We start from the raw sequence: 25315 nt of genomic DNA, 5'->3' as shown, positions 1-25315 counted from the left end.
AGGCCATGAAAAGAATCATTGCTCTTACGTTTTGCGTATTTGCTGCCTCCTCGGTAATGGCGACGTTGCCACCATTGAGCCCAGAGGCACAAGAGGCTGCTAATTTGGCTAAAGCTAAAGCCGCTTATGGCGATAAGGTGGGTGCGTACCAATTGTGTCAATCCATGAATAGAGTTGCTGATCGTTTTAGAGTCTCTGGAACTCCTGCGCCGACTGCCTGTGTTGCCCCTCCGCCGTTTGTACCTCCTGTTGCATCGGCACCCGCTGCCAAGTAATTAATCGGCGATCAACTCTTGTTGTAAGTAGCGCTTAGCTGCTGGTGTTTGGGGATTATTAAAGAAGGGGCCTACGGGTCCCCTTTCTTTTATCTCACCTTGATCAATAAAAATAATATGCTCAGCTAGTCTTTGTACCTGGGCAAGCTGGTGAGATGAAAAAATCACATCTACTCCCTGACGGTCAAATTGACGAATCAGTTCTTCAACCTGTTCGGTAGTCTTGGGGTCGAGATTGGCGGTAGGCTCATCTAGTAAAACCAAATTGGGTTTTTGAAGAATGGCTCTTCCAAGACAAACCTTTTGTCTTTCGCCTGCAGATAATTTATGCGCTGGGCTGTTAGCTAGCTCGTTTAAACCTACTTGCTCAATTACGCGGTCTACATCAGCATTTTCAATGGATCCATCCGCGTCACAAACCATTGCAATATTGGTTTTAGCTGAGGCTTTGATCATCGGCGTGTGATGTAAAACCAAAGCCGTTTTTGTTTTAAACGAGTAACTCACTGTTCCGCTATCTGGCTTAACGAGTCCATCTAGAAGCTTAAGAAGAGTAGTTTTGCCAGCGCCATTGGGGCCAATACAGGCAGTAATTCTGTCTGCTGGAATAAGGGCGTGCGGGATGCTTAGAATAGTTCTGCCATTACTTTTGACAATGATGTCTTTGAGCTCAATGAACTTTTCAAAAGTTTCCATTGCATTAACCATAGCGGTGCTCCGCAATTTGGCGAACTGCAAAGGTAAATAAATTGGCCATAAGAACAATGGTGAGCAAGACTATGCCAAGGGCGAGGGCTAAAGGTAGATCGCCTTTGCTGGTCTCTAGCGCTATCGCAGTTGTCATCGTTCTGGTGGAATGATCAATATTGCCACCAACAATCATGACTGCTCCAACCTCGGATATGGCTCTAGCTAGACCGGCAAGCACGGCAATAGTCAGCGAGAAGCGGGAATCCCATATCAGCCATTTAAAGCGGGGGAGGGGTGGCAATTTGAGGCTCAGAAAGGAATCGCGATGTATTTTCCAAGAGTCCTCCAGTATCTGGCGACTAAGGGCGGCAATTAACGGGGTTGTGAGCAATGTTTGAGCCACAATCATCCCCTTCACTGTAAATAGCCAGCCCCACATGCCAAGGGGCCCTGTACGTGACAGCAGGAGGTATACCAGCACCCCAACTATGACTGTAGGCACACCCATGAGGGTGTTCAGGGTAACAATGATGGTCCTTTTGCCTGCAAAACGTTCGGTAGCCAGAAGGGCGCCAATCGGAAGGCCCAAAAGCGTTCCAACCAGAAGGGCTGTAAGGCTGACTTGTAGAGAAACCCAGACTATCCCCATTACGCCGCCATCTAAGTGGGCGAGCAAGGAGAGGGCGTCTTGAAAAGCTTTTAACATGCGCTTGATTCTATCAAGGCAATGGCAAAATGACTGTAATGAGATTGATTTCCCTATTTTTGACCTATGGCTGAAGTGGTTTGCCTCTGTAATGAGGTTCTCGACGTGGATTTACGCGAATATTTAGATGCTCACCCGATAGACTCGATTGACGAGTTACGGGAGCAGGCATCTATTTGCAATAAATGCATGCAGTGTCAAGAGTTGGTCGAAGGTGAAATTTACTTAGCGCGCGCTCGACGCCAACGTGCTGCAGGTCAGTTTTGATGAGTGCCATTAAAACTGCTCGTTTCACAGTATTAAGTATGAATGTCCATAAAGGGTTATCTCCTTTGCATAGACATTCCACGATTTACCAGCTGCGTGAAAAAATGCGCAGTCACCATCCAGACCTGCTTTTCTTGCAGGAGTTGCAACAGGAGCATCGTGGTAGGGTGCGTCGTTTTACTCAATGGCCTTTAGCAGAGTTGACTCACTTCCTTTCGGAGGGATTTTGGCGCGATTGGCATTATGGAAAAAATGTTGAGTATCTCGATGGACATCATGGCAATGCCATCCTCTCCAAGCACCCTCAGCAAAAAGGAAATAACTACGATATTTCAGCATACCGCTTTGAGAGTCGCGGTCTTCTACATAGCGTTACTACTTTGGATGGTATGGATCAACCCATTCATTGTTTCTGTGTACATTTGGCGCTTTTCGAAGGAGGTAGAGAGCGACAGCTGGAGGCCATCATTGGACATATTCAGGATCTCACCCAAAATGGACCTACGATCGTGGCGGGAGACTTCAATGATTGGCGCAATCGGGTAAGCGCCCCCATGAAGGCTGCTGGCTTCGATGAGGTGTTTGAATTACTGACCGGCTCCCCGGCAAAAACATTTCCTAGTGTGAAGCCGTTGCTTGCAATGGATAGAATTTATGTTCGAGGAATAAAAGTACATTCAGCAGAAATTTTGCATGAATGGTTAACGTTATCAGATCACCTAGGTATTACTGCTGAATTGGAACTTGAATGAATGATTTATTAGGCATTTTTATTAATACACAATCTCCTTTTAATTTGAGATTGATTTTATTAATCCATTTCTTATTGGTAACGTATTTTATTCTCCTTATTATTTCTGTAAGAAGGCCTGTTGGCGTAGCTTTTGCATGGATATTTATTGTGATGACGTTCCCGCTGCTGGGAATAGGTTTGTATATTTTGATTGGTGAGCGCCCGGTTGGAAGAGCCTTGACTCGAAAAATTATTCGCATGAATCGTGAATACCAGGAAACCACTGAGCTAATGAGGAAGCAATTTATTGGCGATAGAGAGGAATTACCCCTGGAAGGAAAGGCCTTGAGTCTGCTTGCTGAATCTAAGAACGGTTCACCCGTGGTTGCTGGCAATAAGATTAAATTGCACACGGAATCTTTAAAAATTCTACAAAATTTTATTGATGAAATTAACTCAGCAAAGAAAAGTCTCCATCTGGAGTTTTATATCTGGGCATTGGGCGGTGATGCCGATCGGGTTTGTGAAGCCTTGATAACCGCAGCCAAGCGTGGGGTTGCATGCCGCGTTTTGTTAGACTCGCTCGGAAGTAAAGATTGGTTTAAGTCTGCTTGGCCCAAACGTTTTAAAACGGCTGGCATTCAGGTCACTGAGGCATTGCCGATTCAGATTGGCCGTTTCCAGTTCCGCCGTGCAGATTTACGCTTGCATCGAAAAATATTTGTGGTGGACGGTTCTGTGGTGTGGACTGGCAGCATGAATATGGTTGACCCTCGTACTTTTAAGCAGGACTCTGGAGTGGGAGAGTGGGTTGATGCCATGGTGCGCATCGAGGGCCCAGTTGCATCTCAGTTTGAACTTACGTTTTCCTTAGACTGGAGTATTGATAACCCTAAAATTACCCACTTCAATGATCGTGAGCCACCAGTATCGCCACATGAAGGTGGTGTTTTAGCTCAGGAGTTTTCATCTGGCCCGGTATACCGAGACGATATTCTTTATCAAGTACTCTTGTCGGCCATTATGGATGCTAGACAGGAGTTAACCATTACTACGCCATACTTTGGCCCAGATGATGGTTTACTTCAGGCATTGATGGCGGCTGCGGCCCGTGGAGTAAACGTTACGCTGATCGTTCCCAAATTGAATGATTCCAAATTGGTTGCCTGGAGCAGTAGAAGTTTCTATGGCGATTTAATGAATGCAGGCGTCAAAATCGCAGAGTTCCATGGGGGGCTCTTACATACCAAGAGTTTGCTGATCGATAAACGGATTGCAATCTTTGGTTCAGTGAATTTTGATCAACGTAGTTTGCGACTCAACTTTGAAATTAGCTTGATTGTGTATGACGATGACTTCTGCGCCAATCTAGAAAGGCTGATTCAGTCCTACTTAGCGCAATCAGATTACGTTGATCCTAAGGCCTGGGCGAAGCGCCCGCGCTGGCATCGCTATCTTGAAAATGCAGCGCATCTTACTTCGCCGCTGCTTTAAATCGCGCCACTTGCCCTCATGCTGGCAATATCAGTCTCGTCCAGCCCTAATTCTTTAAGGATGGAGTCGGTATGATCTCCAACCGCTGGGATGGGATCCATACGATAGTCATAGCTACTATTTAAGCCGGGGGGCAGTAGGGCTGCAATCGCACCGTTGGGGGTATCTACCTCAGTCCAGCGATTACGCGCTTTAAGCTGCTCATGCTTCCAAAGACCCTCCATATCATTGAGGTGGGCATTTGCAATCTGTGCCTTTTCTAGTCTTGTAATTAATTGCTCGGAAGTAAGCTTGCTAAAGCAAGCGTCAATAATTTCTAAAAGCTCAGTGCGCTTTTCATTGCGCTTAAAGTTACGATCAAAGCGTTCATCTTGGGCAAGCGCAGGGTTTTCTAAGACGGTTTCGCAAAATTGCACCCACTCACGTTCATTCTGTAAGCCCAGCATGACCGTCTTACCATCACCAGCCTTAAAGGGGCCATATGGATAGATGGTGGCATGGGAGGCGCCATTGCGTGGTGGCGGCTCTGCGCCTTTGTAGGCGTAGTACAGAGGAAAACTCATCCATTCAGTGAGCGACTCGAGCATAGAGATATCGATGACAGATCCTTTACCTGTTTTTCCTCTTTGCAAGAGGGCCGCCAAGATATTGGTATAGGCATACATGCCGGCTGCAATATCAGCAATCGAGTTTCCCGCTTTGCTAGGGGTTTCAGGTGTACCCGTGACCGATAAGAATCCGGCCTCACTCTGAATAAGTAAGTCGTAAGCTTTTTTATCTCGATAGGGGCCGTTATTGCCGTAGCCCGAGATATCACACAGAATGAGTTTTGGATTGTCTTTCTGCAAAATCTCGGCTGTGAGTCCCATACGTGCAGCAGCACCTGGGGCAAGGTTTTGTACTAAGACATCTGCCGTCTTTAGTAATGTCTTAAGCGCTGCAATTGCTGATGGCTGCTTAAGATCTAGCGTCAAACTTTCCTTAGAGCGATTGACCCAAACGAAGTGAGAGCATAGCCCATCTACCTGCGTGTCATACCCTCTAGCAAAGTCACCTCCACCAGGCCTCTCAATCTTAATGACTCTTGCCCCTAAGTCTGCTAATTGGCGTGTGCAGAAAGGTGCTGCTATAGCATGCTCTAGAGAAACAACGGTAATGCCATCCAATGGACGAATGCTCATATTAATGTCTTCTTAGAAAGATCTTGGAAGACCAAGAACATGTTCGGCAATATAGGAATAAATTAAATTCGTTGAAATAGGTGCCACTTGATAGAGGCGAGTTTCTCTAAATTTACGCTCAACATCGTATTCATTGGCAAAGCCGAAGCCACCATGGGTTTGTAAGCAGACGTTTGCTGCTTCCCAAGATGCTTTGGCCGCTAGGTATTTGGCCATATTAGCCTCTGGACCACAGGGTTGGTGATTGTCAAATAACTCGCATGCTTTAAAGCGCATGAGATTTGCGGCTTCGGTTTCAATATAGCTATCCGCAATCGGAAATTGAATCCCTTGGTTTTTACCAATTGGGCGATCAAAAACGACTCGGTCATTAGCATAGCGGCGGGCGCGATCAATAAACCAGTAGGCGTCACCAATACATTCAGCAGCGATCAAGACTCGCTCGGCATTCAAGCCATCCAAAATATATTTAAATCCTTGACCTTCGGTGCCAATGAGATTCTCTGCAGGGATTTCTAGGTTATCGAAGAACACTTCGTTAGTTTCGTGGTTCACCATATTAGCGATGGGTCGCACTTCCATGCCTTTGCCAATGGCGTCAGCGAGATTAACGATAAAGATCGACATGCCTTCTGACTTGCGTTGTACTTCACTAAGTGGAGTAGTGCGCGCCAGCAAAATCATTAAGTCAGAGTGCTGAATTCTGGAGATCCATACCTTTTGACCATTCACTACGTACTTGTCACCTTTTTTAACGGCAGTTGTTTTTAGTTTGGTGGTATCTGTTCCTGTGGTGGGCTCTGTGACTGCCATGCTTTGAAGACGTAATTCACCCGAAGCAATTTTGGGAAGATACATTTTTTTCTGAGCATCTGAGCCATGGCGAAGTAGGGTGCCCATGTTGTACATCTGTCCGTGACATGAACCTGAGTTACCCCCAGAAAAATTAATCTCTTCCATGATTACGGAGGCTTCCGCTAAGCCTAAACCAGAGCCAGCATATTCTTCTGGAATTAAGGCAGCCAGCCAGCCAGCCTTAGTCATCGCATCCACAAAAGCCTGTGGATAACCTCGTTCGTGATCAATCTTTTGCCAATAGGCGGAATCAAAAGAGCCGCAGAGATCACGCAATGCTTCACGGATTTCTTGATATTGGTCTGGCTTGGGAATAGGGTGATTCATGAAAGTCTCAATTTATAGGCTTTATGGTGTATTTACCGTTTCAAGCATTAGTTTAAGCAAGATTTGAAATTCCTGGAGATTGGCCAAAACAAGGCAAAATAGACTGATTGGGGTTAATGAATCCCTAGAAGGCATTACATAAGGGGTATGCGTTTTATGGAGCACGCACTTTCACATTTTTTTAGCTGGTTTGGAATGCCTTCAGTTGGCTTACCTGCGGTGTTTATCAGCGCTTTTGTTTCAGCAACTTTATTACCGGTTGGTTCGGAGCCAATTCTGTTTGGTTACACCGCCTTGAATCCAGATTTATATTGGGTTGCAATTTTTGTGGCCACTGTTGGAAATACCTTGGGGGGCATGTTCGACTGGTGGCTTGGTCTCATTGCCCGTAGAAGTATGAAGTCTGTTGGTGAGCCAAAAAATGAACGCCTCAAAGATTGGCTAGAAGCTTGGGGTCCAAAAATTCTGTTACTTTCATGGCTGCCTGGGCTTGGTGATCCCCTATGCCTTGCCGCTGGATGGTTGAAACTTGCTTGGCAACCTTGCATAATTTATATGTTCATTGGCAAGTTGCTGCGCTATCTGACCTTAACCTGGTTGCTGACTTTGGTGCCAGATAGTTTTTGGCACCAGTTGGGTCACTGGCTACATCTCATCTAAACGGCGCAATACTTCTGCTGAACCTCATCATTGTTCAAGAGGTTCTGTGCAGTGTCATGAAAAACAATCTCGCCTTGATCAAGAATATAGGCGCGATCAGAAATTTTCAAAGCTTGTTGTACGTTTTGCTCCACCAGTAGAATGGTTAGACCTTCTTGCTTTAGTTTTGCAAAGAGCTCAAACATCTCTTCAACCAAGACCGGCATGATGCCTTCTGAGGGTTCGTCGAGCAGAATGACTTTAGGCTTACCAATCATGGCTCTGGCAATAGCCAACATTTGTTGCTCGCCACCAGACATTGATGTGCCGTCTTGATGTAAGCGCTCTTTTAGTCTGGGGAAGGTTTCAGCAATCTCATCAACTAATGCACTCATGTCACCTGAGTTCTTCTTGGCGATCACCCCAAGCTCTAAGTTTTCTTTAACAGTCAGCCCGGGAACGATGCGGCGATCCTCTGGAACATATGCCAGACCTAAATGAAAGCGCTCGTGAGCAGGTAAATCTAAAAATGAAGTGCCATCAATGGATGCTTTACCTTGGCGTTTAGATAACAGGCCCATCAGAGACCGTAGGGTAGTGGTTTTGCCGGCACCATTGCGGCCCATCAAAGTAACGATCTCACCTTTGTTCACCTCAAGTGAGATGCCTTGCAATACGTGACTACGGTCATACCAAGCGTTTAAGTTTTCTACACGCAACATAGTTTGCTTTCTGATTAACCTTGACCTAGGTACACACGACGTACCTCTGCATTATTTTGGATTTCTTCTGGAGTGCCTTCTGCCAAGAACTCGCCATGGTGCAGTACGATGATGCGCTTACAAAGGCCCATGATGAGTTTCATCTTGTGTTCAACCAAAATAACCGTGCGCTCACTAGCAAGTGTGCGAATCAATTCCATCATGACCAAAGTTTCTTCTGGAGACATGCCGGCAGTGGGTTCATCTAGCAATAGAAGGCTGGGGTTGCAGGCCAATGCCATCGCAATTTCCAGGGCGCGCTGTTGGCCATGCGCTAAGTCACCCGTCTTCTTATTGCGTAAGTGCTCTAGATTAACTCGATGCAGTAATTCATCGGCGATCTCAATTGGCTTGGGATAGCTTTGGGCGTTACGGAGGAAGTTGTAGCGCGCCGTTTCCATCTGTGCTGCTACGCGAACATTCTCATGAACGCTGAGTTGCTTAAACACATTGGTGATCTGAAAGCTTTTAGAAATTCCGATGCGAGCAAATTCATGCTGCTGCATGCCGGTGATATCTTTGCCATTAAATAGAATTTGACCGCTCGATGGTGGAAACGCGCCACTCAAGACATTAAAGAAGGTGCTTTTACCTGCACCATTCGGGCCAATAATTGCCGTAAGTGTTCCAGGCATAAAGCTAGTGGATACGTCCTGTAATGCCTTGAACTTACCAAAGCTCTTGCTGACATGACGCGCTTCAAGAATAGGGGTTGTAGTTGCGCTATTCATTATTTCGAATCCTGATTAATTTGTAGCTTGCTCAGAATGGTTCCCCAGATACCTTTAGGGAAGAACAGCACAAAGAACATGAACACTAAACCAACAACAGCCATCCAATGCTTGGTGAAGGTGGTGACCACGTCTTCCAAGTAGAGCATGACTGCTGCGCCGATAAATGGACCAAAGAAGGTGCCCATTCCACCGAGAATGCTCATCATGACTGCCTGACCAGACTGCAGATAGTGCAGAGAATCAATTGGCACGATAGAGAGGTGGAGGGCGCGCAATGAGCCTGCTAAGCCACAAATCGCCGCTGACAATACGAAAACCAATAGTTTGGTACGGGCTACATCAAATCCACAAGCTGCTGCGCGCTTCTCATTCTCCCGAATCGCTTCCATGACGGCACCTAAAGGTGAGCTTAGGATACGGGAAATAAGCCAAATGGCAATCACTACAAAGAAAAGAATAATGTAGTACTTGATCAATGGATTTAAGAAGTCAACTGGGATGCCTAAAATGTTGAATTCATCTACGCGGACACCTCGTAAACCATTCTCACCACCAGTAAGGCTCTCTGCCTTATAGAAGATGTAGTACACAATTTGACCAAGCGCTAAGGTCACCATGGAGAAGTAGATGCCACGAGTGCGAATGGCCAGGTAGCCCATGATGAGGCCGCCAAGAGCGGCGCCAATGACGCCAACCAGAATGGCGGCGCCCCAAGGTAAACCATAGTGAACAATGGCTATGCCGGTGATATAGCTACCAATGCCTAGGAAGGCTGCATGACCAAAAGATAGTAGGCCCATGTAACCAAACAGCAAGTTAAAGCCCATGGCGAATAAACCAAAGATCAAAATATTGATTGCCAAGGCTTCATACGGCATGATGAATGGAAAGATTGCTAAGAACAGCATGCAAGCTAGTACGCGATGACGTGCAATGAGTTGGAAAAATGAATTCATAAATATTCGGAGCCTTAGCCCATTGCTCCTGCTTTGCCAAATAAACCTTGTGGGCGAATTAACAGCACTACAGCCATCAGTACAAAAATGGAAAGTTCTGCTAAGTCGGGGAAGAAGAGGGAGGTCATGCTGTAGACCACACCCACTAACAAGCCAGCCAGCACTGCGCCGACTGGAGAGCCCATGCCGCCTACAACGGTCACCACAAAAGATTCCGCCAGAATGGGAATACCCATCTCTGGATTGACTGAGCGTGTTGGTGAGGCAAGAATTCCTGAAAGACCGGCAATTGCGCAACCCAACCCAAAAACCAAAAGCCAAACCTTAGCAATATCGATGCCTAAGACCTTCACAATTTCTTGGTCGGCAGCGCCGGCTTTAATGATGAGGCCATAACGCGTCTTTTGAATGAAGAACCAAACACCCAAAATGACGACTGCAGTAGCCGCAATGAGGAAGAGGCGATATTTAGGGAAATAACCAATGCCTACATTCACTGTTCCGCCAAGACCCTCTGGGGTAACTGACGGAAGGCCTTCGATGCCAAAGGTTATACGTATAACTTCGATCAAAACATAAGAAAGACCAAAGGTAAGAAGAAGGGGGTAATCGAGACCGCGACCATAGAGCGGCCTAACTAAGAAACGCTCGGTTACAAGACCAATACAGCCTGTTATTAGGGGTGTTAGTGCCAGACTGAACCAAAAGCTTCCGGTGATACCCAGGAAGTAGACGCCTAAAAATGCGCCCACCATAAAGAAGGCGCCATGTGCAAAGTTCACCACGTTCAGCATGCCAAAAATGAGACATAGGCCAAGGGCTAGAAGTGCATAAATACTGCCTAAGGCGATACCTGTAAGCAATTGCATGCAGAGAAGTTCGAATGTAAGACCGGTCATAAATGTACTCAGAAAAAACTCCCCTCCACCAAGTGGTTTTGAGGAGTGAATCAGGGTGAATTAGAAATTCACCCTGAAGTTTTGGATTAGGCCTTGTGACCTAGCTCTGCACAAGAGCGCATGTTTTTCTCTGTAGTAGGTTCAATCGTCAAAATCTTGAAGACGTCATACTTATCTTTCATATCTTTTGATTTTGACTCGATGATGATGACAGATTGAACTGCTTGATGATCGCATTTACGATAGTATTCGGGACCCTTGTACCAGTCATACTTGAGATTTTCCATTGCAGCGACCACCTTCATAGTGTCGCTAGATTTTGCAATTTTGACTGATGCAAGTACGCTTTTAACGCCTGCATAACCTAATGCACCGTAATCAGAAGGAACGGAGCCGTTGTATGCTTTTCTGTAGGCATCGTTAAATGCTTTTGCTTGCGGGATACGATCCTCCAGACCCCAATAGTAGGAGGTTCCACCAGCAATGCCTTCAAATGCTTCTGCTCCACCGGCAATGCGTGAGGTGTAGAGCAAAACAGGCGCCACAATTTTCATGCTGGATTTCAAACCAAAATCAGTACACTGCTTTGCTGAATTCACCAGGTCACGTCCAAAGTTGCATAAAACTAAAATATCTGGATTCAAGGCTTTGATACGCGGTAAGAATGCTGAATAATCTGATGTGCCCAATGGATGGCGAATATCAGCCAGGGTTGTAGCACCCATTTCTTTACCAGCACGCTCAAACGCGCGCACCATTTCATGGCCGTAAGCATAGTCAGCTGTTAAGAACACAATCTTCTTTCCAAAACGTGGAATAGAGTAACGTGCTACAGCGCCAGCAGTCATTGTTGGGTTTAGTGCTTCGTGGAATGTATAAACACTCCAGTCTTTCGCTTCGTTAATTGCATCAGATTGACTAATGGAGTTAAAGAGAACTTTACGCTCTTTGCAAACGGCGTTGATAGAAAGTTGTGTTGCCGCTGAAAGTGAGCCAACGACAAAGTTAACTTTGTCTTTTTCAATCAACTCCAAAGTACGAGTTGCGGCTTCTCCAGCGTTGAGCTTGGTGTCTCTCACTAGAAGCTCTGCCTTACGTCCGTTAAGGCCGCCTGCATCGTTAAATTCTTTGATGGCTAATTCAGCCGCCTTCACCTGATCCTGAGCTTCTGCTGAGAAGGGTCCTGTCAACGGCGTTGGAAAGCCGATCTTGATAGTGTCAGCCTGAGCATTTGCTACGTTTAACCAAAGTGGGGTGCTTGCTGCTGCGGCTCCACCAATCAACATCTTGCGTCTCGTTTGATTCGTTACTTTTTGTTTCATGGTTGTCTCCTCCATATAAAACTTTGTTAAATAAGAATATTTTTTATTTTTTAAATCTTAACTGAATGCGCCATTTAGTGCGCAGATTCAGGCACTGCTTTCCCTTGAGCTAATAGATCGCTGATATCAATCGCGGTTTCCGCCATCACAGTATCGGCATTTCTTTTTAACTTCTCGTTATCCCTATTGCCCTTACTTCCTTGGGCTTGCATATAGCGACCCAAATATTGGGCTCTAGCCACTACTTGTTGGCCTAGCTCTAAGCGCTCTTCGCTGTATGCGTTGAGCGCTGCTGGGGTAGCGCCATGGGCGGCAATATGCTTTGCAATCACTATTGCCTCATCAGCGGCCTTGGTAACGCCCATACCTACGTGCGGCCTACCAACAAAAGCGGCGTCGCCCATGAGTGCGATTCTGCCAAAGACAATTTGTTCGGAGCGCACGTCATAAATGGCTTGTAAAAATGGTGCGGCTGTTTTTTCTAATATTTCTGCGTATTGGGGTGCCAAGATCTCCTGCGCCACTTTTCGCATGCGAGCGATATGCTTCCAAGACACTTTGAGTGGTGGGATGCCGGTAGGGTAGTGATGACCATCATCGTCTGTAAGAAGGCTTACCAACTCCTCATGCTCTGAGGCTGGGCGATACCAAACAAAGTTATAGCGACGCTTGCCTGGACGCGTGTCATTGCCAGAACCAGCAACTGGATAACCCAGCATTTGCTCGCCATTGGGCAAACAAAAGCCAAAGCGATTGAATAGAGTCTCTAGAGTGTTCCTTGATAGGCAGGCTTCGTCACACACGCCACGCCAAGCTATATAGCCTGCATATTCAGGTTGAATCTGTGGTGCGACTTGCGCTCGCACTGCAGAGCGTATGCCATCGGATGCAATGAGTAGCTCTGCGTCATACTGACTGCCATCTTCACAAAGTACCTTTACGGCGTTCGCATCTTGCGTAACCGACTTCACTGTCTTGCCTTGAAGGTAGCGCTCGCTTGGAAAACTTTCTTTGAGCATGTGATAAAGGCGGCTCCAAGAGGTTAATACTTGAGGTAACTCCATTTCACCAAGGCTTTGACCGTCAGCACCCAAAGTGACACGCTTAGTCACGGGTACGCCGAGTGTTTCATCAACAGTCACTCCAGCAGCGCGTAGTGCTTCAGCCAAAGCATCATGGGTGACAATGCCGGCGCCACGACCGTCCAAGGATCCAATAGTCTTTTCTAGCAAAGTAACGTCATGCCCTTGGCGCAGCAAAATATTTGCCACAAACAAACCGCCAAGAGAGCCGCCTACAACTAGAATTTTTGCCATCAATAGCCCCTATGCTGCTTTCGTATCCAGAGCAGCCTTTTCTTCAGCCGGGTAGTTGAGTTCAATAACCACACCATTAGGATCGTCCAAAAATATTTGGTGGAGCTTCAGGACGGGTACAGTGCGCTCGCGATAAGAAACATTGAGTTTCTTTAGGAGAGCAATTTTTTCTTCTAGTCCGGTTGCAAAAAAAGCAATGTGATCTACTGCACCAGACCCATGGAGTGTGCTGGGGTCGCGTTCACCTAAATATTTTTTCAGTCCGTTCGGATCATTTTTGTCGATAGCAATGAGATGCAGGACCGCATTAGCCCAACTACTCTCATCACCGTTGTATAGCCAAACACCTGGGAAAGGGAACTCAGGTCTTGGACCAACAGTTAAGCCAAGGAGCTTGCTAAAAAATTCAGTCGTTTTTTCAATCTCTAGACTGCGGATGGAGAAGTGATTCAGGCTTAAGTTAGACATGGATACCTTTTGAATTAAGCAAACAGTGATTTAGCGGAATGGAGATAAGACTGCACTCGGTCGCGAATAATTTCTTGTTCTGTGTTGGGGCTTTCGGCGGCATATATGGCTTGTCCATAGATCCAGCGCCTCATGCCAATGTAGAAGACGCCACCATGCAATCCCATGAGGAATTCAAGCTCACGCTGGGTAGGCTTTGATGTATCAGACCTGCCGCAATACTTGCGAGTTTCGCGAATGAGTCTTGGTAATAAGCGCGTGCGCAAAAGCTCGAAGAAGCGATCGCTAATAGAGTGATCACTTAAGCCAGAAAAAATCAAAATGCGCACAAAGTCATAAGTTAAGACTGTGTTGGAGTAGTCCAAATAGAATGCATTGAATTTTTCTTCGGGAGTGAGGGAGTCATCATCCAGCAGCTCTTCCCACTCTGGCTTCCAGCGAGATTCAAAGACCTCTTTATAAACTTCTTGAATCAGCGCATCCTTAGTGGGGAAGTAGTGATAAAGCAGGGCATGGGTGATGCCTAGTTCTTTAGATAAATTTCTTAATTGACCATCGATACCATTTCTAGCAAAGAACTGAATAGCGCTATCCAATATTTGGCGTTTACGCTCGGCTGTACCCATTCTTTTTCGGATGGGCGCCAAAGGGCCTTCTGAACTTTCAGCAGTATTTGGGCTGGAAACGCTATCTTCAGTAAAACGCATGGATGCTCAGGGTTTATCCGAATTTGGACTTATTGACCAAAAGTTAAATAATGGTACATTGTTGAACAATTGGTAGATAAGACTCTATTCGTACAAACCCCAAGGAGATCAAATGGAATTAAATGGCGAGCAACTCATATCCGCTCCAATCCCTGAAGTATGGAAGGGTTTGAACGATATTGACGTGTTGGCCAAGTCCATTCCTGGCTGCGAGGAGATCAGTCGCATCTCCCCAGAAGAGATTCATGCCAAGGTGATGTTCAAAATTGGGCCCGTTAGAGCCCGTTTTGCAGGGAAATTGCTCCTAAGTGACATCATCCCGGACCAATCTTGCTCTATGGCCTTTGAAGGGTCTGGTGGGGCAGCAGGGTTTGCCAAAGGTAAGTCACGAGTGGAGCTAAAGCAAGCCGAAGGAGGTACTTTGGTCTCTTATACGACGGAAGCCTCGATTGGTGGCAAGTTAGGTCAAATTGGCGGTCGCTTAATTAGCGCATCGGCAAAAAAGATTGCAGATGATTTTTTTCAGAAATTTGCAAAAGAATTAGGCGGGGAGACGGTGGCGTTGGAGTCAGACGCTGGTGGTAAATAAAAAAGCGGTAATAAAAAAGTAGCGCAAAAAATAAAAAGCTAGAAAAGCTTAATACATTGGTGGTGGAGGAGACTTAATGAAATCTGCAGCATTCGATTATGTAAAGCCCAAGGCCTTACAAGAGGCCTTGTCTTTGCTTGAGCAGGGCGGTGATGATGCTCAATTAATTGCAGGTGGGCAAACTTTATTAGCCACCTTGAATATGCGTTTGTCTGAGCCCGCAGTGTTAATCGATATCACTGATATCGCTGAGCTCAAAGGTATTTCAGTTGTTGGTGATAGTTTGCGTATTGGCGCGTTAGTGACCCATACTGAAATTGAAGATTCAGAATTAGTCGCAAAACATGCCCCACTTTTAAAAGCAGCAGCCCCACATATTGCCCATCGCGCCATTCGTAATCTAGGAACCTGGGGAGGCTCACTGGCATATGGTGACCCAGCGGCTGAATGGCCCGCTTGCAGCTTAACTTTACGGGCGACGATGATTATTCATGGACCAGCAGGCGAGCGCCGAATTTCTGCAAACGATTTTTTCATTGACCTGTATACGACCTCATTAGAGCCCGATGAAATTCTCGTGGCGACTGAGATTCCATTGGCAAGCAAGCAAGAAGTTTTCTATTTTCATGAGCTGGCTAGACGTCATGGCGACTATGCGGTTGCTGGTTTAGCTGCAGTTGCACAGAAGCAAGGTGATGTTTTGACTCGCTGTGCCTTTACATTCTTCTCTGTTGGCGCTACGCCAGTAATGGCAACTAAAGCGCAGGATTTAATCAATGGCCAAAAACTCAACGATGAGTTGATTGCTAGGGCTGTAGCAGAAGCGCGTGATGAAATCGAAGCAATTGCAGACATAACTAATAGCGCAGAAGCGAAACAACATTTAATTGGTGTATTGCTCGAGCGTGGACTCAAGCACATGATTGCTTAATACTCAAATAGTAAGTATTGGCAAAAGAATTCGGAGATCAAAATGAGTTTGAAGAAAAAAATTTCAATGACCGTGAATGGTCGACTCGTCAACGCAGAGATTGAACCGCGCAGACACCTAGTGGATTTTTTACGCGAAGATTTGCATTTAAAAGGCCCTCACTTGGGTTGTGAGCAGGGCGCGTGCGGGGCTTGTACCGTCAAGGTGGATGGGCAAATCATTCGCGGATGCCTATTTCTGGCAGTACAGGCGGATGGTAGTGTGGTTGAAACGGTCGAAGGTCTCACCAAAAATGGTGTTTTGACAGATCTACAAGAATCTTTTATGCGCCACAACGCTATGCAGTGCGGCTTCTGCTCCTCTGGCATGTTGTTAGCTGCAGCAGAGTTGATTGAGAAACAACCAAAAGCAACGCGCGAACAAGTGCGCGAATGGATCTCAGGCAATTACTGTCGTTGCACTGGCTACCACTCTATCGTCGATGCAATCATCGACGTATTGAATGCTCGTGCCAAGGGCCAAAAAATTAAACCTGTCCTTGCTGACGCTTAAGGAAAACGCATTATGAATAAGCCAAGTGATTTAAAGGGAATGGTACTGGATCCCGTAACAAATGATCAGCGATATATAGGTCATAGCGAACCACGACATGGAGCTCGTCGTCTGCTTGAAGGTCAGGGCACTTACATTGACGATATTCAATTGCCTCGTATGGCGCATGTGGTGTTCTGGCGCTCCCCAGTAGCACACATGAAAATCGGCAAAATTCATACAGAGCATGCCAGTAAGATGCCCGGTGTTCTTGCGGTTGTAGATGGCGTGCAAATGGCGAAAATTTGTAAGCCTTGGGTAGCCACTTTAGGTCACCTAGCTGGTATGAAGTCCGCCCCTCAACACGCCTTAGCAATTGATCGTGCTTGTTGGCAGGGTGAGCCGGTGGTGGCGGTGGTTGCAGAAACTAGAGCGCAGGCGGAAGACGCTCTGCAGCATATCGATGTTGAGTGGGAAGAGTTGCCGGCAGTCGTTTCCATGGAAACCGCGCTTGATGCGGACACTCCGGTTATTCATCCCGACCTTGGTGATAATTTATGTTTTACCCGAAGCCTCGATGTTGGTAATGTGGATGAGGTATTTGCAACTGCTGACGTGGTAGCAGAAGCTACTTTTGGATTTGGGCGCCATACCGGTGTAACGCTTGAGCCGCGCTGTCAGATTGCAGATTACAACCCAGGCGATCGTCGTCTCACTGTGTACCATTCGCAACAAGCGCCACACATGATGCAAGATCTGTATTGCCGTCAGTTTGGTCTTTCAGAATCAGATGTGCATGTCATTTGCAAGGATGTGGGTGGGTCTTTTGGAATTAAGGTTCATGCCTATCCAGATGACTTCGCTACCGTAGGGCTTGCCATGATGCTTGAGCGCCCCGTGAAGTTTGTAGCAGACCGTCTTGAATCATTCACTAGTGATATTCATGCGCGTGAGCATCGTATTAAAGGACGTATTGCTGCCAATAAGGCAGGCGATATATTGGCCTTTGAGATTGATGATCTGACTGCAATTGGCCCATACTCCATGTTCCCTAGAACTAGCGCTATTGAAGGCAATCAAGTCGTGAACTTGGTGGGCGGTCCTTATAAGCATCAAAACTATCGCGCTAAGCTCAATGTTGTTTTTCAGAATAAAACACCAACTTGTCAGTATCGTGGCGTAGGCCATCCGATTGCTTGCGCTGTGACCGAAGGCTTAGTAGATTTGGCTGCGGAAAAATTGCAAATGGATCCACTTGAGTTCCGTAAGCGTAACGTGATTCCGGATGACGCTTATCCTTGCTCCGGAATTTCTGGAATTAAGTTAGAAGTTCTCTCGCATGAACAATGTTTGCGAACCATTGAAAAAATGATGGACTATTCCACCCTGCGTAAAGAGCAGGCTGAGTTGCGCAAAAAAGGAATCTATCGCGGCATTGGATTTGCAACTTTGATTGAGTTAACCAATCCAAGTCCCGCTTTTTATGGTGTGGGTGGCGCACGTATTGCGTCGCAGGATGGCGCTACTGTTCGTATGGATCCTAGCGGTGTGGTTTCGGTATTGATTGGTGTTGGGGAACAAGGTCAAGGCACTGAAGGTATCTATACCCAGATTGCCGCTGATGCTGTTGGCGTTCCAATCGATCAAGTACGTGTTATTACTGGTGATACCGATGTCACTCCTTACGGGGGTGGTACCTGGGCATCACGTGGAGCCGGTGTTGGCGGTGAAGCAGTTCTCTTGGCTTCTCAAGCACTGCAAGAAAACATCATTAAACTTGCGGGTGCTATTTTGAATCGACCTGTTGCTGAATTAACTGCGCGTCGTGGACATATCCTTGATAAAGCGACTGGTGAGCAATTATTGCCCTTTAGTGAAGTGGGTAGAGTGGGTTATTTCCGCACCGATACTTTACCGGCTGGATTTTCTGCTGATCTCATGGTGACGCGTCACTACACACAAAAAGAATATCCATTCATCTTTACTAATGGAGTGCAAGCGTCTTACGTTGAGGTTGACCCAGACACAGGCTTTGTGAAGCTATTGAAACATTGGGCGGTAGAAGACTGTGGTCGCGTTATCAATCCAATGTTGGTCAATGAACAAGTGCGCGGCGCAATCGTACAGGGTATTGGTGGCGTTCTGTTCGAAGAGTGTCTCTATGATGAAAGTGGTTTGTTGCGCAATGGCAGCATGGCGGATTACTTAGTGCCGATGGCTAATGAGATGCCGGATATTGAGGTTGCTCACGTTGAGACGCCTACCCAATCTTCCAAATTGGGTGCTAAAGGAGCAGGTGAGGCTGGTACAGCCGGAGCGCCAGGTGCAGTTCAAAACGCTATTAATGATGCCTTGGCACCATTAAATGCATCCGTCTTTGATCAGCCCATCACCTGTGAAAAGATCCTGCGGGCTCTTAAGAAAATCTAATATTTATAGGTTCTGACCACCCTGGTGCATCACCTCCGAGGGTGGTTCAGCACATCCTGTAACATCCAGTTTTGGGGCCCATAAAGCGTTTTGCAGCCCTTTTAATTAACTTGATACGGTAAATGATATGTCCACATTAAAAGGTAAAACAGCTTTAGTTACTGGCTCCACTAGCGGTATTGGCTTAGGAATGGCTATTGCACTGGCTAAACAAGGCGTCAACATCATGGTCAATGGTTTTGGCGAGAAAGATGAAGCCATTGCTCAAATTAAAGCCTGTGGTGTAGAGGTTGATTACCATGGTGCTGATATGAGCAAGCCCGCTGAGATTGAAGACCTGATCAAGCAAACAGAGAAGCGTTTTGGTTCGCTTGATATCTTAATTAATAATGCGGGTATTCAGTACACCGCGAACATTGAAGAGTTTCCAACAGATAAGTGGGATGCCATCATTGCTATTAATTTAAGTTCGGCATTTCACACAACACACCATGCCTTACCCGGTATGAAAAAACGCAACTGGGGCCGCATTATTAATATCGCCTCAGTACATGGCTTAGTAGCTTCTACTCAGAAGGCTGCCTATGTTGCTGCTAAGCATGGCATTGTTGGATTAACTAAAGTGACGGCTTTGGAAAATGCGCGCACTGGCATTACTTGCAATGCAATTTGCCCGGGTTGGGTATTAACCCCTTTAGTTCAGAAGCAGGTAGACGCTCGCGCAGAACGCGAAGGCATTTCTAATGAGGCCGCCAAGAATGCCCTGGTATCCGAAAAGCAGCCCTCTGGAGAGTTTGTGAGTCCAGAGCAATTGGCAGCCTTGGCGGTTTTCCTTTGTGGGCCAGACGCCTCTGAAGTTCGTGGAGTGGCTTGGAACATGGATGGCGGCTGGACCGCTCAATAAACCTTTATAAACAGAGTTGAAGTTAATGCCGGCAGGCTGCTTTGCCGGCATTTTTCTTGGATCAAACAAAAACCCCAGAATAGTCTATAGTTATCCAAAATTAATCTAACTTTGGCGCAATGTAATTAAAAGGAATATAAATGGAACATACCTTACCTCAGTTGCCATATGCACTCGATGCTTTGGCTCCATATATCTCCAAGGAAACTTTGGAGTACCACTATGGTAAACATCACCAGGCTTATGTCACTAATTTAAATAATTTGATTAAAGGGACTGAGTTTGAAAATTCATCTCTTGAAGATATCATTAAGAAATCTACAGGTGGTGTATTTAATAACGCCGCACAAGTTTGGAACCATACCTTTTATTGGTCAAGCATGAAGCCAAATGGTGGTGGCGCTCCTAGCGGCCCATTGGCTGATGCTATCAATACCAAGTGGGGCTCGTTTGATAAATTCAAAGAAGAGTTTACAAAGTGTGCTGTAGGAACTTTTGGTTCAGGTTGGGCATGGCTGGTTAAAAAAGCAGATGGCAGCCTTGATCTTGCTTCTACCAGTAATGCTGCAACTCCTATCACCACAGATGCTAAGCCGCTGATGACATGTGATGTTTGGGAGCATGCTTACTATATTGATACACGCAATGCGCGACCAAAATATGTAGAAAATTTTTGGAATGTAGTGAATTGGGATTTTGCTAGCCAAAATTTTGCTTAATTTAATTTATCTCATTTAGGAAAATCTAATGACATCAATCTTGACCTCTTTGGGACGCACTATTTTTGCCGGTTTTGTCCTGCTCGCCCTTATTATTTTGGCTTTAGGCGGCAACTTTAGTTCTGCTGAACTTCCGTTTGTCTTCCGCTGGTTGCACGTGATGTGCGGTGTGATGTGGATTGGTTTGCTCTGGTACTTTAACTTTGTGCAGATTCCATCAATGCCAAAGATTCCCGATGAGCAAAAGCCAGCGATTGGCAAAGTCATTGCTCCAGCAGCATTGTTCTGGTTTCGTTACGCGGCTTTGTTTACTGTGCTAACGGGTTTGATTGTGGCCGCTTTAAATGGTTACCTTCATCAAGCCTTCACATTGCAAGCCCCGTTCCGCGCAATCGGTTTAGGTATGTGGATTGCCTTGGTAATGGCTATTAACGTTTGGTTCATTATTTGGCCAAATCAAAAGCGCGCTCTTGGTATCGTTGCTGTTGAAGCTGACGTTAAGGCAAAATCTGCTCGCGTTGCGATGTTGACATCCCGTTTGAATACATTGCTATCCGTACCAATGTTGTTCTTGATGGTTGCTCAATCACACAACACTACATGGTTTGTGATCGTTTCTTAATTATTACCAGCTGCATAAATAAAAGGCCCGCATCGCGGGCCTTTTTGTTTGATCAATCAAATAAATTTCAGAGGATTTAAGTCAAAATAGCTGGCAGCTCCTTGGTGAGTGCGCCACGTTGTGCGGTAGCGGTACCCATCAATACAAAGCCCAACAACTTGCCATTAGTGGATTCAAAGCGAGACTCCATACCACCCTCAATAGGTGATGTGGTCCATTTACCTTCGGCACCATTAGCTGGCGGAGAAACTATGGTAGCCAAAGCGGGGGTTTTGACCATTACCGGCATCGCTGGATAGGTAAGTGCGGTAGTTTGTCCGATTAAGGTGGGTGCTAATGCTCTTGCTGCTTGCATGATGGGCATCACGTAAGGCAGAACTAAGCCGTCCACCTCTGCACAATCTCCAATAGCAAAGATGTTTTTAATATTGGTTTCGAGTTCGCGGTTTACCTGAATGCCGGTCTCCGTACTAATGCCGCATGCTTTAGCTAATTCAATTCTGGGCTTCAGACCAACAGCCGATAAAAATACGTCACAAGAGATTATGTTGCCATTAGCTAGCGTGACCTGCAAAGAGCCTCCGTGACGATCAATTACTTGCACGGTTGTAGATAGGTGCCAACGCACGCCAGCTGCACTGAGTTTCTCCTGTAGCTCTAGAGCTGCAGCTTCAGGCAAGAGGCGACCCAGGGCCTGTGGAGCCAAGTCAATCACATCTACTTCATAGCCGCCCAGCACAAGATCGTTGGCAAATTCACAACCAATCAGGCCTGCACCCAGAATGGCAACTTTCTTTTTTCCATTGATTGCATTGCGAAAGCGTGCATAGTCCTCCAGATCATTTACTGTGATGACTTCGTTCGCGGCGCTCCCTTGAAGTGGGAGGCGAATTTGATCGGCACCCAAAGCCATTACCAGTTTTCCATAAGGCACTTCACCTTTGCTGGTATGGATAGTTTGTGAGCTAGGATTGATTGAGCTTACGTCACACTCACCCAAGACAGTCATCTCTAGTTGCGTTGCCATGCCATCTGCTGGCGTGGAGATTAATTGCGCTGCTTCTTTCTTGCTCGCAAGAGCGGTGGAAAGCATAGGCTTTGAATAAAAATATCCAGGCTCACGCGTTACTAGCGTTATCGGAACTGCTTTATCCAGTTTACGAATTTCCCGAATGACAGTGTAGCCAGCCAATCCACTGCCAATGATGACAATTGCGGATTGGGATTGAGGGGTAGTTTGATCCAAAGCTGGGCTCTCCAAGTGACGAATAGGTAAACAGGGTAAAGGGATGTTGAAGCGGTCTTAGCTTACCTGAACCATTTCGAAGTCTGCTTTTGCTACACCGCAATCAGGGCATTCCCAATCTTCTGGTACATCAGCCCAGAGTGTGCCGGCTGGAATGCCATCTTCTGGGATTCCTTTGGCTTCATCATAAATATAGCCGCACACGATACATTGGTAAGTTTTCATTTTGATTCCTTAAATAGTCTGTTGATTTTAAATTTAATTTCTAATTCTTTCTGGGCTCATCTTATTGGGCTGCAAAAACCTTAGCCTTTTCCAAAGCTTGCTTGTAATGGTTCGCATGACGCTCTTCAACGTTTGCTAACGCTGCGAAGCGTTTTGCTGCTTTGACCAATACCGCCTGAAATTGCTCAGCATGCTCTTTAGATTCCGCAATTTGCTCATCGATTTCTTGTATGGCCGCAGCATTGCCTTCTTCAACTGCCGTTTTCCGAAAGGATGGATACATTTCTGTGTATTCATAGGTTTCGCCTTCAATGGCAATCTCTAAGGCTCTTGCTGGAGTAATTGTGCCGGCAGGGTAGAGTAAGTCTAAGTGGCCAAAGGCATGCATCACTTCTTGGTCGGCGGTTGCTTCAAAGATCTTTGCGGTTTCTTCGTCGCCAGCAGCGCGAGCTAATTTTGCAAAATAACGATACTTGATATGAGCCATAGATTCGCCGGCGAAGGCGGACTCTAAGTTTTGGATAGTTTTGATTTCTGGACGTGTCATTTTGATTCCTTTATTAAGACATACGGTTTGTTGAGTATTCTTTGCTGCTTTTTCAACCATGAATGCAGTGTGCGCCTTATTTATTGATCAGTCTAATGAATCATTATGATAGTATTTATCTAATTATTCGATAATGGAGGGAAAAATGGCTTATTTGCCGTCTTTAAGGCAACTGGGGTATTTCGTTGCATTGGCGAAAGAGCTCAATTTCACACGCGCGGCTCAAGCCTGTTTTGTTGGTCAGTCGACTTTAAGTGCTGGCCTGAAGGAGTTGGAGGATGCATTGGGGATCCATTTGGTGGAACGTGATCGACAGAATGTATCTATCACTCCAATAGGTTTGGAGGTTCTTGAACGTGCCAAGCTCATCTTGGCGGCATCTGAAGATTTAGTGGAGTATGCAGGCGCCACTGGTAAACCCATGACTGCCACAATTCGTTTGGGCGTCATACCAACTATTGCACCATTTCTATTGCCAACGGTGCTTCCGGAAATTCGCAGTCGTTTTCCAGAGCTTAAAATTACACTCAGAGAAGATCTCACTGCTAATCTGCTCTCTAGATTAGCTGAGCATAAATTGGATTTTGCTTTGATAGCGCTTCCATATGATGTTGAGGGTCTTCTCGTTCAGGAATTATTTGACGACCATTTTTGGTTGGTTGCCAAGGAGGGGGATCCCGCCTTGAAGGGAAAGGAAGTGACCTTGCCTGCCAAGATGGCCGAGCGCCTCTTGCTACTCGAAGAAGGGCATTGTCTACGAGAGCATAGTTTGCAAGCGTGTAAGCACACTGACATTCGTAAGGCTGAGGGGATGGAAGCTACTAGCTTGTTGACCTTGTTGCAAATGGTGGAGTCTGGACTTGGTATTGCCTTGCTTCCTGGAATGGCGGTCAAAAGTAGTCTATTAAATAACTCTGAGTTAGTCGCAAAAGAGTTGGCCTCACCAGCACCCAAAAGAGTGATTGCTTTAGTTGCGCGACCCTCTACCGCACATACTCAAGAATTTAACGCGCTAGCAGATTGCATACGCGAACAATTTGGCGTCGCTTAATCACATGTTCAGCAAAATTTACCAATCCTTGTTACAGTCAACCCTCTTTTTACTTATTTAAAAGGCAGCAAATGTCAGGCAAAGAAATCATGTTCACTCCGGTAAATCTGGGGGCACTTCATTTAAAAAATCGTTTAGTAATGGCACCACTCACACGAATGCGTGCGATTGATGGTGATGTTCCTAATCCGTTAGCGAAAACCTATTACGCACAACGTGCGAGTGCCGGACTCATTATTACTGAGGCAACACAGATTTCTCCACTGGGTAAGGGTTACCCAGCGACGCCTGGAATCTATTCGGCGGAACAAACCGCTGCATGGAAAGAGATTGTTGAGGCAGTTCATGCCAAGGGTGGTGCGATTGTTGCGCAGCTGTGGCACGTAGGCCGCATCTCGCATTCTTCCTTGCATCCAGAGCAGGGTGTACCTGAGGCGCCCTCTGCAATTGCTGCGGCTGGTCAAACGTATGGCGCAGATTGGAAGTTGCATGATTATGAGACTCCAACGGCAATGAGTTTGGAAGATATTGCTCGCTTGCTCAAAGAGTTTGAGGCGGCAGCACAGAATGCAAAAGCTGCAGGCTTTGATGGTATTGAAATTCACTCGGCCAATGGCTACTTGTTAGATCAGTTCTTGCAAGATAAAACTAATCAACGTATGGATGAATATGGCGGCTCGATTGATAATCGCCTGCGCCTATTGGGTCAAGTGATCGAGGCTGTAAGCAAAGTATTCCCGAGCGATAAAGTGGGCGTTCGCCTTTCACCATACGGCACTTTCAACGATATGGGTGATAGTGATCCGGTAGCATTATTTACTGCCGCAATTAAGAAGCTTAATGGCTATAACTTAGCTTACGTGCATATGATTGAGCCTCGCTCAACCAGTGCCGGCGGCGGCGATCAAGTCTTTGAAGATGCTCCTATTACCTCAGAGATGTTCCGTGCTGCTTATCAAGGCAAATTTATCACCGCTGGTGGGTATGACCAAGCTATGGGTGAAAAAGTATTAGAAGAAGGTCTGGCTGATGCAGTAGCTTATGGACGACTCTATATTTCTAATCCAGATTTAGCGGAGAGATTTCAGCAGGGTGCCGCTCTGAATGCTTATAACCGCGCTACTTTTTATGGTGGCGAAGAGGCGGGTTATACGGACTATCCGGCCCTCTAATGGAGCCCCAGAATCTTG

Annotated in this window: 29 protein-coding genes; 14 read left to right on the top strand and 15 right to left on the bottom strand. The window is 46.2% G+C overall.

Annotated features, from left to right (window positions below; all coding sequences use genetic code 11):
• Positions 1–5: 5 nt before the first annotated feature.
• A complete protein-coding gene (locus VC182_RS00770; protein WP_072582985.1) occupies positions 6–275 on the top strand; it encodes a hypothetical protein in 270 nt (89 codons plus the stop codon).
• On the opposite strand, the gene VC182_RS00765 is transcribed toward VC182_RS00770, so the two are convergent.
• Positions 276–983 (bottom strand): ATP-binding cassette domain-containing protein, encoded by a 708-nt coding sequence (locus VC182_RS00765; protein WP_216121833.1) that lies wholly within the window; start codon positions 981–983, stop codon positions 276–278. It lies immediately after the preceding gene.
• Positions 976–1671: an ABC transporter permease gene (locus VC182_RS00760; RefSeq protein ID WP_072582983.1), complete on the bottom strand. Its 696-nt coding sequence runs from the start codon at positions 1669–1671 to the stop codon at positions 976–978. Before VC182_RS00760 ends, VC182_RS00765 begins: the two co-directional genes overlap by 8 nt.
• A 66-nt stretch (positions 1672–1737) precedes the next feature.
• Between VC182_RS00760 and VC182_RS00755 the strand changes: the two genes are divergently transcribed.
• Genes VC182_RS00755 through cls form a run of 3 tightly spaced genes read left to right on the top strand, consistent with a single transcriptional unit; the run spans position 1738 to position 4165 of the window.
• Complete coding sequence (locus VC182_RS00755; RefSeq protein ID WP_072582982.1) at positions 1738–1938, top strand: (2Fe-2S)-binding protein; 201 nt, start codon at positions 1738–1740, stop codon at positions 1936–1938.
• On the top strand, positions 1938–2690 hold the full coding sequence (locus VC182_RS00750) for an endonuclease/exonuclease/phosphatase family protein (protein WP_072583182.1): 753 nt from the start codon (positions 1938–1940) through the stop codon (positions 2688–2690). The genes VC182_RS00755 and VC182_RS00750 overlap by 1 nt, the downstream gene beginning before the upstream one ends.
• The gene (gene cls / locus VC182_RS00745; protein ID WP_072582981.1) at positions 2687–4165 is read left to right on the top strand and encodes a cardiolipin synthase; all 1479 of its coding nucleotides are present in this window, start codon (positions 2687–2689) and stop codon (positions 4163–4165) included. Before VC182_RS00750 ends, cls begins: the two co-directional genes overlap by 4 nt.
• Here cls and VC182_RS00740 read toward each other — a convergent pair.
• Together VC182_RS00740 and VC182_RS00735 are read right to left on the bottom strand one after the other, a co-directional pair.
• Positions 4162–5346, bottom strand: coding sequence for a CaiB/BaiF CoA-transferase family protein (locus VC182_RS00740; RefSeq protein WP_323484197.1), 1185 nt, complete (start codon positions 5344–5346; stop codon positions 4162–4164). The two genes, cls and VC182_RS00740, sit on opposite strands and share 4 nt — an antisense overlap.
• Positions 5347–5358: 12 nt before the next feature.
• Complete coding sequence (locus VC182_RS00735) at positions 5359–6528, bottom strand: acyl-CoA dehydrogenase family protein (RefSeq protein ID WP_323484196.1); 1170 nt, start codon at positions 6526–6528, stop codon at positions 5359–5361.
• A gap of 156 nt (positions 6529–6684) precedes the next feature.
• On the opposite strand from VC182_RS00735, the gene VC182_RS00730 reads away from it, so the two are divergent.
• Complete coding sequence (locus VC182_RS00730; RefSeq protein ID WP_072583181.1) at positions 6685–7188, top strand: YqaA family protein; 504 nt, start codon at positions 6685–6687, stop codon at positions 7186–7188.
• Here VC182_RS00730 and VC182_RS00725 read toward each other — a convergent pair.
• The 8 genes from VC182_RS00725 to VC182_RS00690 form a co-directional block, all read right to left on the bottom strand.
• A complete protein-coding gene (locus VC182_RS00725) occupies positions 7185–7889 on the bottom strand; it encodes an ABC transporter ATP-binding protein (RefSeq protein ID WP_215321745.1) in 705 nt (234 codons plus the stop codon). The genes VC182_RS00730 and VC182_RS00725 overlap by 4 nt on opposite strands.
• Positions 7890–7903: 14 nt before the next feature.
• Complete coding sequence (locus VC182_RS00720) at positions 7904–8659, bottom strand: ABC transporter ATP-binding protein (protein WP_215292728.1); 756 nt, start codon at positions 8657–8659, stop codon at positions 7904–7906.
• Positions 8659–9618 (bottom strand): branched-chain amino acid ABC transporter permease, encoded by a 960-nt coding sequence (locus VC182_RS00715; protein WP_215321747.1) that lies wholly within the window; start codon positions 9616–9618, stop codon positions 8659–8661. The genes VC182_RS00720 and VC182_RS00715 overlap by 1 nt, the downstream gene beginning before the upstream one ends.
• Positions 9619–9632: 14 nt before the next feature.
• Positions 9633–10487: a branched-chain amino acid ABC transporter permease gene (locus VC182_RS00710; RefSeq protein ID WP_251368526.1), complete on the bottom strand. Its 855-nt coding sequence runs from the start codon at positions 10485–10487 to the stop codon at positions 9633–9635.
• 116 nt (positions 10488–10603) lie between these two features.
• A complete protein-coding gene (locus VC182_RS00705; RefSeq protein WP_323484195.1) occupies positions 10604–11839 on the bottom strand; it encodes an ABC transporter substrate-binding protein in 1236 nt (411 codons plus the stop codon).
• Between the two features lie 74 nt (positions 11840–11913).
• Positions 11914–13155: an FAD binding domain-containing protein gene (locus tag VC182_RS00700; RefSeq protein WP_323484194.1), complete on the bottom strand. Its 1242-nt coding sequence runs from the start codon at positions 13153–13155 to the stop codon at positions 11914–11916.
• Positions 13156–13164: 9 nt separating this feature from the next.
• Complete coding sequence (locus VC182_RS00695) at positions 13165–13623, bottom strand: glyoxalase (RefSeq protein ID WP_072582972.1); 459 nt, start codon at positions 13621–13623, stop codon at positions 13165–13167.
• A 14-nt stretch (positions 13624–13637) separates the two neighbouring features.
• Complete coding sequence (locus VC182_RS00690) at positions 13638–14330, bottom strand: TetR/AcrR family transcriptional regulator (protein WP_323484193.1); 693 nt, start codon at positions 14328–14330, stop codon at positions 13638–13640.
• 112 nt (positions 14331–14442) lie between these two features.
• Between VC182_RS00690 and VC182_RS00685 the strand changes: the two genes are divergently transcribed.
• The 7 genes from VC182_RS00685 (at position 14443) to VC182_RS00655 (ending at position 21056) form a co-directional block, all read left to right on the top strand.
• Positions 14443–14919 carry a CoxG family protein gene (locus tag VC182_RS00685; RefSeq protein ID WP_072582970.1) on the top strand — a complete coding sequence of 159 codons (477 nt, stop codon included), beginning with the start codon at positions 14443–14445 and terminating at the stop codon, positions 14917–14919.
• A 76-nt stretch (positions 14920–14995) separates the two neighbouring features.
• A complete protein-coding gene (locus VC182_RS00680; protein WP_215292724.1) occupies positions 14996–15850 on the top strand; it encodes an FAD binding domain-containing protein in 855 nt (284 codons plus the stop codon).
• A 42-nt stretch (positions 15851–15892) separates the two neighbouring features.
• Entirely contained in the window at positions 15893–16402 is a 510-nt protein-coding gene (locus VC182_RS00675) for a (2Fe-2S)-binding protein (protein WP_216242205.1), read from the top strand.
• Between the two features lie 12 nt (positions 16403–16414).
• A complete protein-coding gene (locus tag VC182_RS00670) occupies positions 16415–18811 on the top strand; it encodes a xanthine dehydrogenase family protein molybdopterin-binding subunit (protein ID WP_323484192.1) in 2397 nt (798 codons plus the stop codon).
• 127 nt (positions 18812–18938) lie between these two features.
• Positions 18939–19715 (top strand): 3-hydroxybutyrate dehydrogenase, encoded by a 777-nt coding sequence (locus VC182_RS00665; RefSeq protein ID WP_072582966.1) that lies wholly within the window; start codon positions 18939–18941, stop codon positions 19713–19715.
• 140 nt (positions 19716–19855) lie between these two features.
• A complete protein-coding gene (locus VC182_RS00660) occupies positions 19856–20434 on the top strand; it encodes a superoxide dismutase (protein WP_072582965.1) in 579 nt (192 codons plus the stop codon).
• Between the two features lie 28 nt (positions 20435–20462).
• Positions 20463–21056, top strand: coding sequence for a urate hydroxylase PuuD (locus VC182_RS00655; protein ID WP_215321756.1), 594 nt, complete (start codon positions 20463–20465; stop codon positions 21054–21056).
• 76 nt (positions 21057–21132) lie between these two features.
• On the opposite strand, the gene VC182_RS00650 is transcribed toward VC182_RS00655, so the two are convergent.
• The 3 genes from VC182_RS00650 to VC182_RS00640 form a co-directional block, all read right to left on the bottom strand.
• The gene (locus VC182_RS00650; protein WP_323484191.1) at positions 21133–22302 is read right to left on the bottom strand and encodes an NAD(P)/FAD-dependent oxidoreductase; all 1170 of its coding nucleotides are present in this window, start codon (positions 22300–22302) and stop codon (positions 21133–21135) included.
• 57 nt (positions 22303–22359) lie between these two features.
• On the bottom strand, positions 22360–22527 hold the full coding sequence (locus VC182_RS00645) for a rubredoxin (protein WP_068321654.1): 168 nt from the start codon (positions 22525–22527) through the stop codon (positions 22360–22362).
• Positions 22528–22588: 61 nt separating this feature from the next.
• On the bottom strand, positions 22589–23134 hold the full coding sequence (locus tag VC182_RS00640; RefSeq protein ID WP_416350560.1) for a rubrerythrin family protein: 546 nt from the start codon (positions 23132–23134) through the stop codon (positions 22589–22591).
• Positions 23135–23219: 85 nt separating this feature from the next.
• Here VC182_RS00640 and VC182_RS00635 point away from each other — a divergent pair, with 85 nt between their 5' ends.
• Together VC182_RS00635 and VC182_RS00630 are read left to right on the top strand one after the other, a co-directional pair.
• Positions 23220–24125 (top strand): hydrogen peroxide-inducible genes activator, encoded by a 906-nt coding sequence (locus VC182_RS00635; protein WP_323484190.1) that lies wholly within the window; start codon positions 23220–23222, stop codon positions 24123–24125.
• A 71-nt stretch (positions 24126–24196) separates the two neighbouring features.
• A complete protein-coding gene (locus tag VC182_RS00630) occupies positions 24197–25297 on the top strand; it encodes an alkene reductase (RefSeq protein ID WP_072582960.1) in 1101 nt (366 codons plus the stop codon).
• Positions 25298–25315: the final 18 nt, after the last annotated feature.

This window comes from Polynucleobacter sp. AP-Nickl1-40-C4 (genome assembly GCF_035012665.1).
Classification (GTDB): domain Bacteria; phylum Pseudomonadota; class Gammaproteobacteria; order Burkholderiales; family Burkholderiaceae; genus Polynucleobacter.
Note: the sequence above shows the minus strand (reverse complement) of the source record. Positions and strands in the feature narration are given on the sequence as shown.